19 protein-coding genes and 1 other RNA gene are annotated in these 12,785 nt (G+C 61.5%); 17 read left to right on the top strand and 3 right to left on the bottom strand.

Annotation, left to right across the window (positions count from 1 at the left end; genetic code table 11):
* The first annotated feature begins 238 nt into the window (after positions 1-238).
* Positions 239-1,912 (top strand): DNA repair protein RecN, encoded by a 1,674-nt coding sequence (gene recN / locus ACUN9V_RS13265; protein WP_445511732.1) that lies wholly within the window; start codon positions 239-241, stop codon positions 1,910-1,912.
* A gap of 173 nt (positions 1,913-2,085) precedes the next feature.
* On the opposite strand, the gene fur is transcribed toward recN, so the two are convergent.
* Entirely contained in the window at positions 2,086-2,535 is a 450-nt protein-coding gene (fur, locus tag ACUN9V_RS13270) for a ferric iron uptake transcriptional regulator (protein WP_075560483.1), read from the bottom strand.
* Positions 2,536-2,607: 72 nt separating this feature from the next.
* Between fur and ACUN9V_RS13275 the strand changes: the two genes are divergently transcribed.
* On the top strand, positions 2,608-3,030 hold the full coding sequence (locus ACUN9V_RS13275; protein WP_075560482.1) for an outer membrane protein assembly factor BamE: 423 nt from the start codon (positions 2,608-2,610) through the stop codon (positions 3,028-3,030).
* 68 nt (positions 3,031-3,098) lie between these two features.
* On the opposite strand, the gene ACUN9V_RS13280 is transcribed toward ACUN9V_RS13275, so the two are convergent.
* Together ACUN9V_RS13280 and ACUN9V_RS13285 are read right to left on the bottom strand one after the other, a co-directional pair.
* Positions 3,099-3,407 carry an RnfH family protein gene (locus tag ACUN9V_RS13280; protein WP_075560481.1) on the bottom strand — a complete coding sequence of 103 codons (309 nt, stop codon included), beginning with the start codon at positions 3,405-3,407 and terminating at the stop codon, positions 3,099-3,101.
* A 13-nt stretch (positions 3,408-3,420) separates the two neighbouring features.
* Positions 3,421-3,855 carry a type II toxin-antitoxin system RatA family toxin gene (locus tag ACUN9V_RS13285; protein WP_075560480.1) on the bottom strand — a complete coding sequence of 145 codons (435 nt, stop codon included), beginning with the start codon at positions 3,853-3,855 and terminating at the stop codon, positions 3,421-3,423.
* Between the two features lie 211 nt (positions 3,856-4,066).
* Here ACUN9V_RS13285 and smpB point away from each other — a divergent pair, with 211 nt between their 5' ends.
* The 15 genes from smpB to ACUN9V_RS13360 all read left to right on the top strand — a co-directional run bounded on the left by smpB (position 4,067) and on the right by ACUN9V_RS13360 (position 12,760).
* Positions 4,067-4,546: an SsrA-binding protein SmpB gene (gene smpB, locus ACUN9V_RS13290; protein ID WP_075560479.1), complete on the top strand. Its 480-nt coding sequence runs from the start codon at positions 4,067-4,069 to the stop codon at positions 4,544-4,546.
* A 90-nt stretch (positions 4,547-4,636) separates the two neighbouring features.
* Positions 4,637-5,016: a transfer-messenger RNA gene (ssrA, locus tag ACUN9V_RS13295) on the top strand.
* A gap of 164 nt (positions 5,017-5,180) precedes the next feature.
* Positions 5,181-6,410: a tyrosine-type recombinase/integrase gene (locus ACUN9V_RS13300; RefSeq protein ID WP_445511733.1), complete on the top strand. Its 1,230-nt coding sequence runs from the start codon at positions 5,181-5,183 to the stop codon at positions 6,408-6,410.
* On the top strand, positions 6,407-6,982 hold the full coding sequence (locus tag ACUN9V_RS13305; protein ID WP_445511734.1) for a hypothetical protein: 576 nt from the start codon (positions 6,407-6,409) through the stop codon (positions 6,980-6,982). Before ACUN9V_RS13300 ends, ACUN9V_RS13305 begins: the two co-directional genes overlap by 4 nt.
* Before the next feature lie 58 nt (positions 6,983-7,040).
* The gene (locus tag ACUN9V_RS13310; protein WP_445511735.1) at positions 7,041-7,247 is read left to right on the top strand and encodes a helix-turn-helix transcriptional regulator; all 207 of its coding nucleotides are present in this window, start codon (positions 7,041-7,043) and stop codon (positions 7,245-7,247) included.
* A 266-nt stretch (positions 7,248-7,513) separates the two neighbouring features.
* Positions 7,514-7,699, top strand: a complete 186-nt coding sequence (locus ACUN9V_RS13315) for a hypothetical protein (protein ID WP_445511736.1) — start codon at positions 7,514-7,516, stop codon at positions 7,697-7,699.
* Positions 7,696-7,953, top strand: coding sequence for a hypothetical protein (locus ACUN9V_RS13320; protein WP_445511737.1), 258 nt, complete (start codon positions 7,696-7,698; stop codon positions 7,951-7,953). The genes ACUN9V_RS13315 and ACUN9V_RS13320 overlap by 4 nt, the downstream gene beginning before the upstream one ends.
* Complete coding sequence (locus tag ACUN9V_RS13325; protein WP_445511738.1) at positions 7,950-8,213, top strand: hypothetical protein; 264 nt, start codon at positions 7,950-7,952, stop codon at positions 8,211-8,213. Before ACUN9V_RS13320 ends, ACUN9V_RS13325 begins: the two co-directional genes overlap by 4 nt.
* Positions 8,213-8,485: a hypothetical protein gene (locus tag ACUN9V_RS13330; protein WP_445511739.1), complete on the top strand. Its 273-nt coding sequence runs from the start codon at positions 8,213-8,215 to the stop codon at positions 8,483-8,485. Before ACUN9V_RS13325 ends, ACUN9V_RS13330 begins: the two co-directional genes overlap by 1 nt.
* Positions 8,476-8,757: a helix-turn-helix domain-containing protein gene (locus ACUN9V_RS13335; RefSeq protein WP_445511740.1), complete on the top strand. Its 282-nt coding sequence runs from the start codon at positions 8,476-8,478 to the stop codon at positions 8,755-8,757. Before ACUN9V_RS13330 ends, ACUN9V_RS13335 begins: the two co-directional genes overlap by 10 nt.
* Positions 8,758-8,809: 52 nt before the next feature.
* Entirely contained in the window at positions 8,810-9,211 is a 402-nt protein-coding gene (locus tag ACUN9V_RS13340) for a hypothetical protein (RefSeq protein ID WP_445511741.1), read from the top strand.
* Between the two features lie 349 nt (positions 9,212-9,560).
* Positions 9,561-10,778, top strand: coding sequence for a phage major capsid protein (locus tag ACUN9V_RS13345; RefSeq protein WP_445511742.1), 1,218 nt, complete (start codon positions 9,561-9,563; stop codon positions 10,776-10,778).
* Between the two features lie 2 nt (positions 10,779-10,780).
* On the top strand, positions 10,781-11,302 hold the full coding sequence (locus tag ACUN9V_RS13350; protein WP_445511743.1) for an HK97 family phage prohead protease: 522 nt from the start codon (positions 10,781-10,783) through the stop codon (positions 11,300-11,302).
* Complete coding sequence (locus ACUN9V_RS13355) at positions 11,299-12,468, top strand: phage portal protein (RefSeq protein WP_445511744.1); 1,170 nt, start codon at positions 11,299-11,301, stop codon at positions 12,466-12,468. Before ACUN9V_RS13350 ends, ACUN9V_RS13355 begins: the two co-directional genes overlap by 4 nt.
* Positions 12,428-12,760 (top strand): HNH endonuclease, encoded by a 333-nt coding sequence (locus ACUN9V_RS13360; protein ID WP_445511745.1) that lies wholly within the window; start codon positions 12,428-12,430, stop codon positions 12,758-12,760. The genes ACUN9V_RS13355 and ACUN9V_RS13360 overlap by 41 nt, the downstream gene beginning before the upstream one ends.
* Positions 12,761-12,785: the final 25 nt, after the last annotated feature.

Genomic DNA, 12,785 nt, shown 5'->3' on the forward strand with positions numbered 1-12,785 from the left:
CAAGGTGTTGTGACAGTTATTCGAAAAACGTGATTTCGACAAGCGTCGGAGCTGTCTGCCTATATGGGGCTATCGATTCAGATCTCAAGCGCCAATACCTCTCGACCGTCAAGACATTCATTGAAGGCGAATTTTGACTACTGTATAAACGAACAGATCGACAACACTTGACCGTCAGTCAACAGACCTCGCTCGTTCACCAGATTTCGACTGGCCGCCATCGACACCGGGAGGCAGCATGCTGATCCAACTCGCCATTCGTGACTTCGCTATCGTCGACACGCTGGATCTGGAGTTTCACGCCGGCATGACGGCCATCACCGGCGAGACCGGTGCCGGCAAGTCGATCCTGCTGGGTGCGCTGGGGCTCTGCCTGGGCGAGCGCGCCGACGCCGGCGGCGTTCGCCACGGCGCCGAACGCGCCGACCTGAGCGCACGTTTCGACATCGCCGAGCGGGAAGAAGCCAAGAGCTGGCTGAGCGCCCGCGAGCTCCCCACGGACGACTGCCTGCTTCGTCGCGTCGTTACCGCCAGCGGGCGCTCCAAGGCGTGGATCAACGGCCAGCCCTGCACCATTGCGGACCTGCGCGAGCTCGGCGAGTGCCTGATCGATGTGCATAGCCAGCACGCCCACCAGGCTCTGCTCAACGAGGAAACCCACCGCCGTCTGCTCGATGATGCCGCCGGCCATCATCAGGCGGTGGCCGAGCTGGGCGATCTGCATCGCCAGTGGCACACGCTGCGCCGACAGTACCGCGAGCGCAGCGAAAACGATGAAGAGCGCCAGGCCAAGCGTCAGCTACTGCGCTATCAGGTGGAGGAGCTGGATCAGCTCGATCTGCAGCCGGACGAGCTGGAAAGCCTCGAACAGGAACAGGAGACGCTGGCCCATGTCGAGGAAAGCCTGCAGGAAGCGCAGTTCGCCGCCGACAGCTGCGATCATGACGAGAACGGTGCGCTGACGCTGTTATTGCAGGCGACCACCCGGCTTGGTCGCGTACCCGGTAGCGACCGCGGCAGCCTGGCGGAAGCGCTGGGCATGCTGAACGAGGCGCAGATCCAGCTCGAGGAAGCCGCCCGGGAGCTTCATCACTACGTGGAGTCCACCGAGCTCGACCCGCAGCGCCTCGCCTGGGTCGATGAACGACTCAGCGAAATTCATCGCGTCGCACGTAAGCATCACGTCATGCCGGAAGAACTGGCCGGTCTCCACCGTCAACTGACCGACGAACTGGCCATGCTCGACAGCGGCGATGACGACCTGGAGTCGATGCGCGCGCGCCTGGACGAACTACGCCAGCAATACCGCGACGCTGCCAAGCGCATCAGCGACACGCGTCAACGCACGGCCACCGTCTTCGCTCAGCAGGTTCAGGAACAGCTGGCCTTTCTGGGCATGGACAAGGCGCGTTTCGCGGTCGACGTCACGCCGCAGGAAACGCCGCAGCCTCACGGTATGGATCGGGTCAGCCTGCAGATCAGCGCCAACCCGGGCCAGCCGCCGAAGCCGCTGACCAAGGTGGCCTCCGGCGGCGAACTGTCACGCGTCAGTCTGGCGATCCAGGTGGTGGCCGCAAGCCACAGCACGCTGGCAACACTCGTCTTCGATGAGGTCGATGTGGGTATCTCCGGCGCCACCGCTGAAATCGTCGGCCAACTGCTGCGCCGGCTGGGGAGCGACGCCCAGGTCATGACCGTCACTCACCTGCCGCAGGTCGCCGCCCAGGCGCATCAACATCTGCATATCGAGAAGCGCTCCAGCGACGACGCCACCCATACCCAGATGTCACAACTGGACGACGCCGGGCGAGTGCGGGAGCTGGCTCGAATGCTGGGCGGTGTCAAACTCTCCAACCAGACCCTGGCTCACGCCCGCGAGATGCTCGCGGCCAGCCAGAGCTCGGCTCACTAGCCACTGCTTTCTCAACTCGGTTTCGACGCTCGGTCATACAACCCGGCGGTGTTCCGGGGTCGTTCTCGAATTATTGGGCCGCTTTCGAAACCTCACGACATCCCAAACGCAAAACGCCGACCCTGAGGTCGGCGTTTTCGTGATTCTGACGAAAGTGATTCTGACGAAAGCGATTACTTCTTTACGCCATCCTGACGGGTGGCCTTGGAGCCGCGAGGCCGCACGTAAAGCACCAGGGCGTGCTCGACCAGTTCGTATCCGTGCTCTTCGACGATTTCACGCTGGCGACGCTCGATCTCTTCATCGTAGAACTCGACGATCTCGCCGGATTCCAGATCCACCATGTGATCATGGTGCTCTTCCTGAGACATCTCGAAGACCGCATGACCACCGTCGAAATTGTGTCGAACGACTAAACCAGCGGCCTCGAACTGGGTCAAAACGCGGTAGACGGTCGCCAACCCGACATCTTCTCCCGACTCCAGCAGCGCCTTGTAGACGTCCTCGGCACTCATGTGGAGCTCTTCTTCCATCCGAGTCGCTTCGAGGATCTGCAGAATCTTGACGCGCGGTAGCGTGACCTTCAGGCCTGCTTTACGCAATTCTTGGTTTTCGTCGGCCATGGTCGCTCTTCGCAGTAGCGTCTTGTGTCGGGTATGATCAATCCACGCAACGATAGTGAAAGACGGGCCCAAATGCAAAATCTGATCAGAACCACCGTACTCCTCCTCGCAGCCTCCCTCATCACCGGCTGCAGCTACTTCGGCGTCTATAAAAGGGATATCCCCCAAGGCAATCTCATCACCCAGGACATGGTCTCTCAGCTTCATCCCGGCATGAGCCGCGAACAGGTCGCCTACATCATGGGGACCCCGCTGATGGAAGCGCCGTTCTCGTCTGACCAGTGGGACTACGTCTTCTATCTCGACGAAGCTTACGGCGATACGGTCGAGAAACGCATGACGCTGACCTTCCAGAACGACCAGCTGACCGATATCGCCAAATCCGGCGACATGGACTCTGACGTCGAGCTGAACCAGGACAGCGGTCCCGGACCCGCGGTAGAAGGTGCCGGCGAGAGCGCGCCGACGCCTCGGATCGGGCCTAGCGCCATCTAATCTCGCCGGATGGCGCCTGGTGTCGTGAATGGGCATTCATGGCGGGAACACCGTCATGATCCGGGCGGTCAACGCGATGAGGCGTTGGCCGCCCGTTCACGTCGGGCCTGCTTGGGATCGATCTCCAGCGGCCGGTAGACCTCGATGCGCTCTCCCTCTGCGGGCAGATACATCTCCGGCTCGCGCAGGCGTTCACCGAAAACGCCTAATGGCGCCTGAGCGAAGTCGAGATTCGCCCATGCCGGATACCGCCCTGGCAGATCCGCCAGCATGACGGCCTGGCGAGCATTCATCCCGGGTTCGAGCGAGACGCGAACGATGACCTGATGCGCCGGCGTCGCGAACGCAATTTCGACATCGGCCACAAGGTCAGGCATATAGATGTCCCCTCTAACGCCCGTAGACCTGATCGGCCCGACGCGTGAACGCATCGACCAATTGGCCCGCCACCTGCTGGAACAGCCTGCCAAACGCCATGCCCAGTAGCCGATTGCTGAATTCGAAGTTCATCTCGAGTTCGATCTTGCAGGCATCCTCCCCCATCGCACGAAAGTGCCAGCGACCGTCGAGCCGCTTGAACGGGCCATCGACGAGCGAGAGATCGATTCGCTCGGGTCGCTCGAGATCGTTGCGTGTGGTGACGCTCTGCTCGACGCCGCCTTTGGCTAGCGTCATGCGCCCAATCAGGAAGCTGTCACCACGCTCGAGGACGCTGGCGCGCCGACAGCCGGGCAGAAACTCGGGGTAGCGCTCGAAATCATTGACCAGTTCAAACATCTGTTCCGGGGTATGCCGAACGAATGCAGACCGATTCACGCTTGGCATAGGGGTCTCCACTGATTTATCGCCCCGACATGCGTATCATGGGGCACCGTTTTCGATGGCTTGAATGGTATCACGACTGCCCTCACAACTAGACTTCACATGAGTTGGCTCCACACGAACCTTCGTCGGGCATCCCTCGCGCGCAGAAGAAAACAGTAACTGCCTGAGCGCGTCGCCCGCGGGCAACCGAATATCGCTGTAAAGAGGTGTCATGGGTAAGAAAAAAGCAAATGCGCCAAGCAGCAACACGATCGCCCAGAACAAGAAGGCTCGTTTCGAATACCACATCGACGAGACTTTCGAGGCCGGTCTGGCGTTGGCGGGTTGGGAGGTCAAGAGCCTGCGCGCGGGCAAGGCCCAGCTGACCGACACCTACATTCTGGTCAAGAATGGCGAGGCGTGGCTGCTGGGAAGCCACATCATGCCGCTCAACACGACGAGCACGCATGTGGTGGCGGACCCGACCCGGACGCGGAAACTGCTGATGCATCGCAAGGAGATCGCCAGGATATTCTCCCGAACGCAGGAGAAAGGGCACACCTGTGTGCCTCTCAAGCTCTACTGGAAGCAGAATCTGGTCAAGTGCGAACTGGCCCTGGTGCGCGGCAAGCAGCTGCACGACAAGCGCGCCACCGAGAAGGAACGCGACTGGAATCGCGAGAAAGCCCGTATCGTCAGAGACCATGCGTGATCTCCGACGGGTTTCCAAGCGCTAGAAGCTTGAAACGGCACTTGATATGGCGTGGACTCGCCGCCATCTGTTAGAATGATCGCGTAATACGGGGGCGACATGGCTTCGACGCCGGTGACAATCCCTGAGGTGCATGCCGAGAGCGTAACGTATCTCGTAAATCCAACGTTGCAAATGAATAGTCGCAAACGACGAAAACTATGCTCAAGGCGCACTGGCAGCGTAAAAACTGCTAGTTGTTAGTCTGGCCTCAAAGCGATGTGCCCATTCATCGCCGCGAGGATACGAGCTAAAGCTGATGGGACCGCGGATGTCAGCGCTCTCCTGACATTCGTTAAACCTTAGAGAGATCGCAAGGTGCAATCCTGCCCGCCGGAGTGCACTGCGTTAAATCAAAAGACGGAACTAAGCATGTAGAGCTGATGGGCGAGTGCCGGCGGACGGGGGTTCAATTCCCCCCGCCTCCACCAAATAAGGGTTTCAGGGCATATCAGGAAGTGTCATGAGACCAGCAAACAAGGGCCTTCGGGCCCTTTTTTGTTGTTAGGCCATATCACGCGATTGCTTGTAATATCGCTATCAAAGGGGGCATATTTGGGGGCATATCACCAGAACGCCCACGAGATGCCCCCAAATGCCCCGCCCCACCAACAAGCTGAGCGCCACCGCCGTTCGTAACGCCAAGCCTGGAGAGAAGATCCAGCGCCTGGCGGATGGAGGCGGTCTCTATCTGGAGATCACTCCCGCTGGTGGCCGCTACTGGCGGATGAAGTACCGGATGCACGGCAAGGAGAAGCGGCTGGCGATCGGCGTCTACCCCGACGTTGGTCTATCGGATGCGAGAGGCGCCCGAGATGAGGCGCGCCGGCTGCTGGCGCAGAACATCGACCCCAGCACTGCCAAGCGTCTGACCCGGCAATATGGCGCGGAGAGCGCCGCCAGCACCTTTCAAGCCGTAGGCGTCGAGTGGCTAGAGCAGGTCCACCAGCATGAGGTGGTGCCAGAGCACTACCAGCGCAACAAGCGCCGGCTGGAGCGTGACGCCTTCCCCATCTTGGGCCGCCGGCCGATCGCCGAGATAAACGCCCCGGAGCTGCTGGACTGCCTCAAGCGGATACAGGACCGCGGGCACCTGGAGACCGCCCACCGCATAAAGACACTTTGCGGCCAGGTGTTCCGCTATGCCATCTCGAAGGGGCGCGCCGAGCGTGATCCAACGCCAGACCTCAAGGGTGCGTTACGCAGTGCGAGAAGCGGCCACCACGCCGCGCTGACCGATCCCGATCAGATAGGCCCGTTGCTGCGAGCGATCGACGGCTATGGCGGCACACCGATTGTCATTGCCGCGCTCAAAGTCTCGCCTTTGATCTTCGTTCGGCCGGGAGAGCTGCGGCAAGCGTTGTGGGAAGACATCGATCTTGAGGCCGCCGAGTGGGCATTCCAGCCCAGCAAGAACGCTCCGCCGCTGATCGTGCCGCTACCGACTCAGGCGGTGGAAGTGCTGACCAGCCTGGAAGGGCTCACCGGGCGTAGCCGGTACGTTTTCCCCGGCGCCCGTAGCAACACCCGCCCGATGAGCAATGCCGCCATCAAGGCCGCACTGGACACGATGGGATTCAAAGGCCAGATGACCGCCCACGGGTTCCGCGCGATGGCGCGCACAGTACTGGCGGAGCGCCTCAACTTCCCCAGCGAGTACATCGAGCAGCAACTGGCCCACTCGGTGCGCGATGCGAATGGCCGTGCCTATAATCGGACGCAGCACCTCGAGCAACGCCGGGAGATGCTGCAGGCTTGGGCCGATTACCTGGATGTCCTGAAACAGGACACCCCCAACGTGGTCCCTATCAGGGGTAGGCTATGAGAGATTACGGGCTTCTGGCTTCCTCCGTCGAGGAGCTAGACCAATTAGACGTCGGGAAAGCCGTTCAGGCTGGCCGTGATTGGGCAAAAGCCGAAGGTACTGGAAGCTCCGACAATCCAATTGCCCAGTGGCAGGCTTGGCACGAAGACATCCCCAGGCTGAGAGAGAGCTACGAGCGAGGCAACCCCCGAGCTTTACTCAATGCTTTAGAGCTATGTGCCATTCGTGGGCTACCTATGCCGGAATGGTGCCGATCGGCTTATCTCGAGTGCTGGAGAAAGGCCAAGGAGTACAGGTGCCGAACGCTGGATGAAGCCTTCGGGCATGAGGTGAAAGGCACCAATCTGGCCAGGGCACGCGAGAAGTATCAGCACTCAATGGCGGTGGCAATATCGGTGGCGCGTGAGATCGGTAGAGGTGCGACGGTAGAGGTCGCCATCCAGTCCGTGGCTGATGAGTTCAACATCTGCTTTTCACGTTCGCGAGAATGGTACTACGCATTTCGGCGAATCGATCACCCCGCCATCATGTGCTTCCTTCCAGCAGAATCCGAAAACTCCCGGAAAGACTGAGCGCCGCTGACAATTCAGTCTTGTCCTCGTGAACTCACACGAGACAAGGTGAACTGGAATGACAAAGCGCGATACCCCATCCGCCTCCCCGGTATTTCTTAAGGCTGGTCAAGTCTCCGAGCGCGAGAGCATCAGCGTCCCAACCATCTGGCGCTGGGTGCGTGAAGGTCGCTTCCCCGCCCCCGTCAAACTAGGCGAGAACTGCACCCGCTGGCGCCTGGCTGACCTTGAGGCTTGGGAAGCCGAACGATGCGAGGTGGCCTAATGCTTGCGCTGCCCTCTCCGTCCCGATATGCTGAGATTGTTGCGGCAAAATCCGTAACCGATCTTGGCGGATCGAATTCAATCAGGCGCACCAGCGCCCCCCATGACGGCGCTTTTTTTGTGCCCGTCAGTTATGGCGGCTGTGCGCGAGATGCCTCAGGGCATGCCGGATTCCTGTTTGACCGGTCCGCCAACTTGCGTACAGTCGCCCCCATTCGATGCTTGGCGGCATCCGGGGACGACTCCAATTCAAACAGGAGTCACCCAATGGCATTTCCACGCCTGTTCCCTACCCGCAATCCGTCCGATCGCGCCGCAGCGCACCGCGCTATGGCGAGAGCCGCCCTGTTCAGCGACTCCAGCGCTGCCGTCCGGCTCAAGCGTTACAACTACCACATCGCCAAAGCTCACCGCCTGACCGCCGCCAATAACGGCCAGGAGGTGCCGGCATGAATACCGTGACCCTCACCCCTACCGCGATCAAGCATCGCGCGGATGCCGCTGCGCGCATTGGTTCAGCGCTGGCGGGCATTACCACCGTGCTCCAGAACGACGAGATAGAACGCGGCGAGGGCCGTTCCGGGCTGGTGGACGCCTTCACCCGAGGCAATCTGTTCGAGGCGCTGATGTCGCTCAGCGATCAAGCCACCGATCTGGCGGACTCCATCGACTACTTGAGCAAAAGCGCTGACGAGGTGCCGTCATGAGCGACGATCTATCGATTGCCCAGCAGATGGCGGCCCGCTTCGTGTTCGAGTCCAGTCGCCTACAAGTCGCGCTCACCGCGATCAATGAGGTGGCCTCCTCCGAAGAAGGCGCCATTTCCGAGGGAACGCTACGAGGGCTGATGGAGGCTTCCGGCATCCTTGGCGACTACCTCGACCTGTTTGCCTCCGACCAACAGACCCACCTCGAGCGTATCGCCGAGGAACGCGCATCGGCCAAGACGAAGAAAGGAGCCGCGTGATGACCGCTATCAGGCAAAGAATCGACGAGTACAGCCTAAAGCTCGAGCAGCTTTCCCTGGCATCCGAAGACCTGCTGCAGGCGGCGGCGCTGTTCAAGGCTGTCGAGGCAATGATCGAGAAAGATCCGTTCGACCCTGCTGCCAAGCGTGTCGCCCAAGCTGGGCGCCAGATTGCGGAACGTCGATCGGATTACTTCGAAGATGAGGCCAATGCGCTGGAGGCCGAGATCGAGCAGCTAGAGGCTCAAGAGGAGGCAAAATCATGCGAGTAGAAACGAAAAAACCCGGCCTCTCCCCAGGCCGGGCTCATTCGAATGCTCTATCTGATATTGATCCTACCACCCAGACGGGACGGGTGCTAGAGGCGCTGAGGCGTCATCCGATGAGCGCGGCGGAGTTGCAGTGGGATCTACGCATTGCCCACGCGCCCGCAGCGATCCGAGACCTGCGCAATCGCGGCTTCTCCATCGTCACGGAATGGCATCCACAACCGGCAAAGCCCAAGGCCAAAATCAAGCGTTATCGCCTGATCGAGACCGAGTAGCTGGCGCGGGGGTGTCGCGAAACGCGACGCCCCTGCCTCCGAGGAGGATGGCATGACGAAGAAGAAGCGCGATCGGGTATCAGCGCCCGGCGGCTTCCTCGCATTGCCCAAGCTACTGATGGAGCAGCGGGACTTCCGAGAGTTGTCACCGTCTGCCCTGAAAGTGCTGATGGTGCTGGGAAGCCAGTACAACGGCCGCAACAACGGCAATCTGGCCGCCACTCACTCCATGATGGATGGCTGGGGCGGCATGGCCAAGGCAACGCTGGCCAAGTCGCTGAGGGAGCTGCAAGACCGCAACCTGATCAGCAAGACCCGTGACAATCGGCATGGCCGTGAGGGCGCCCGCTGCGCGCTGTTCGCGCTCACGTGGCACACCATCGACGACTGCCCGGGGAAGGATCTGGACGTGGTGCCGAGCATCATCCCGCAGCGCAAGCTATCCCAAGCATAAACAGATTGCCCTTTCGACCCGCCGTTGAGGCGGGTTTTCTTTTCTTTGGCCGTTCGATTTTTACCGCGTTCAAAATTTGCCACCCACGGTGGCAAAAAATGAACCCTTATCCAGTTGAGGATACTGCCACCTTTAAATAAGGGTTCAAAAAATGAACCCTTATCCGGGAGTTTCGATTTTTACCGCGTTCAATAATTGGACACCCTTCTAGAGTTACCACCCAGTGGGCATTTAAAGGTGTTTCAGGATCCCATTTAAAACATCTATGCAACGATATATCATTACGCTTATGGTGGTTATTCATACAGTACCGCCAGCCCAACCCGACACCGCCACAAGGTGAATCATCATGAAACTGAGTGCCCTACGTGAGCAGCGTTCCGCCAAGGTCGCCGCCATGAAAACCCTGGTCGAAACCGCCTCCAACGAAGGGCGCGATCTGACCGCTGACGAAACCCAGAACTTCGACGCCCTCAAGGCCGAGGAGCGCAACCTGGTCGGCCAAATCGAGCGAGCCGAGTATGTGGCCGATGCCGAGCGCCGCAGCGTCGCCACGCCCGTGAACAACGAAGCGGGCGGCGACCTCGACAAGCTGGCGCGTCAGGTCAGCGTCGTGAAGGTGATGCGTGCCCAGATGGAAGGCCGCTCGCTGGATGGCGCTGAACGTGAGTACAGCCAGGAAGCCGAACGCCGATCGGGCCGCAAGGCTCAAGGCGCGTTCATTCCGATGCAGGCGCTCGAGACCCGAGCCAACGAGACCAGTACCGCCAGCCAGATTGTGCCGGTGCAGCATCGCCCGCAGGACTACATCGGCGCGCTGCGTAATCGCCTGCTGGCCCGTAGCCTTGGTGTGCGTGTGCTCTCCGGCCTGTCCGGCGACGTGGCTATTCCCAAGTACGGCACCGGGCTGGCCACTGGATGGGTGACGGAAGGCCAGGCCGTACCCGAGGGGCAAATGTCATTCGGTGACGTGAAGCTGACGCCCAAGCACGTGGGCGGCAAGACGGAGATGTCCCGCCAGCTCATCCAGCAATCGAGCCCGGACATCGAGGAGCTGGTGCGCAGTGACTTGACCGCACTGATCGCCGAGCAAATCGACCGCGCTATCCTCGCTGGCACCGGGACCGCTGGTGAGCCGACCGGTATCCTCAACGCCGCCGGCATCCAGACCGCCAACCTGCCGAGCGATTGGGCGGGCGTGCTGGGTCTGTCCGAGCTGCTGGAGCTGGCCAACCTCGAGGCGGTCAACTGGCTGGCGGCGCCCGGCGTGAAAACCACGTTCGCCAGCACCGAGAAGGTGCCGGGCAGCGGCTCCGGCTTCCTACTGCAAGGCGGCCGGATGGACGACAAGCCGTTCAACGTCACCAACCAGATGCCGGCCGAAACGCTTCTGCTGGGCGACTTCAGCCAGGTGATGCTGGGGATCTGGTCGGAGCTCGATATTCTGGTCAATCCGTATGCCGAGCCGGCCTACAGCCGTGGCGGTGTTCAGGTTCGCGCGATGGCGACCGCCGATGTGGCGATTCGCTACCCGCAAGGCTTCGTTGTCGCCAAGCCGGTAGCCTGATCATGGAAGTGCGCGCCAGCAACGAGATGAAGCCCCAGGGACGCAAGCTGACCGGCTATGTGTCCCGCTTCAACGCGACCGCCGATCTGGGCGAGTTCGTCGAGGTAGTCCGGCCTGGCGCGTTCACTCGCACGCTGGGCGAGCCGACCGCCCGCAACATCCGCGCCATCTACGAGCATGACGGCCGCGCCCTACTGGGGAGAGTAGGCGCCGGCAGTCTCAGGCTTACCGAAGATGCCGATGGCCTGGCGTTCGAGATCGACCTGCCCGACACGACACTGGGCCGGGATCTGGCGGCGCTCGTCACGCGCGGGGACGTTGCCGGCTGTTCGTTCGGCTTCCTGCCGGTACGAGATCGCTGGATCGAGGAGAACGGGCGCCCGATGCGGGAGTTGCTGGATGTCGACCTGTTCGAGGTGACAGTGACGGCGGCGCCCGCCTACGACACCTCGAGCGTTCAGGTTCGCCACACTCAACACCGTGCCATCCGCTTGGCCCGGCTCTACCTGGAGGCTTGCCAGTGAGACTGTTTCGACGCCGCACCGAGAAGCGCGCCGACGCCTACGACCGTTACTGGGACAAGGTGGCGGCCGCTCAGGACGTGGCCGGCGTGAACGTGACCCCATCCAGCGCCGAGGGTATCTCCGCTGTCTATGCCGCCGTGGCAGCGATATCCGAGAGCGTGGCCAGCCTACCCTTGGACATCTATCGGCGCACGGAGGACGGCCGGGAGAAGGCACGCTCACACCCGCTGTACAAGGTGCTGCACACCGAGCCCAACTCGAAGCAAACCGCGCTCGAGTTCCGCGAGATGATGCAGCGTCACGTACTGCTGAGGGGCAATGCCTATGCCGAGATCCAGTGGAGCCGTACCGGGCGCATCGAAGCCCTACTGCCATTGCATCCAGATCGGGTGAGCGTACTACTCACGGCCGACGACTCGCTGGTCTACGAGGTGAGCGATCGACGCGGCAACATCCGCCGCTTGCTGGCCGAGGAGGTGCTGCACCTTCGCTACCACACCGATGACGGGATCATGGGTAGAAGCCCGATTGAGGTAGCCCGCGACACCGTGGGGCTGGCACTGGCCGAACGCACGCACGGGGAACGGATGTTCGCCCAGGGCACCAAGCTATCCGGGGTGATCCAGACGCAAGCCGGCACCACCAAGCAGCAGGCCGGCGACATACGGGAGAGCTGGGCCGCTGGCTATGGCGGCGTGGGTAGTCACGGCAAGACCGCCGTACTGCCTGCCGGCGCCGAGTTCAAGACCGTCAGCATGACGCTCGAGGATGCCGAGTGGATCGAGGCCCGCCGGATGAGTGTCGAGGAGGTGGCGCGCCTGTTCCGCGTGCCGCCTGTCCTGATCGGTGATCTGCGCGAGGCCAACTACTCCAACGCCGTGGAGCTGGGCCGGTACTTCGTGACGCACACGCTGCGCCGGCACCTGGTGATGTGGGAGCAGGCAGCGGGCCGATCGTTGATCAACGACCCGAACACCTTCTACGCCGAGCACAATGTGGAAGGCTTGCTGCGCGGCGACAGCCTCAAGCGCGCCCAGTTCTACCAGCGTTCGATCGAGGATGGCTGGATGATGCGTTCAGAGGTTCGCCAGTTGGAGAACCTGCCCACCGTGGAGGGTATCGACGATGCGCCCCGTCAAGAAGCAGCGCCGCGTACCGCTGAGTAGCGCCGCTTGGCGCAAGCTGCGTGCCCAGGTGCTCGCCGAGGAGCCGCTGTGCCGCCAGTGCGTGGCGCTGGGCATCGTCACCCCGGCTACCGATGTCGACCACATCGACAACGCCGTGGGCGACTACACGGACGACAACAGCCGCGAGAACCTGCAGCCACTGTGCCACGAGTGCCACTCACGCAAGACGATGGCAGAGACTCAGGGGCGCGGCGCGACCGTCATCGGATGCGACACGAGTGGAATGCCGCTCGACCCGGATCACCCGTGGCGAAAAATCACCAGCAACTGACCCGGCCCACACCGCCGCCAAAGGT

The sequence above is a fragment of the Salinicola sp. V024 genome (assembly GCF_052645315.1).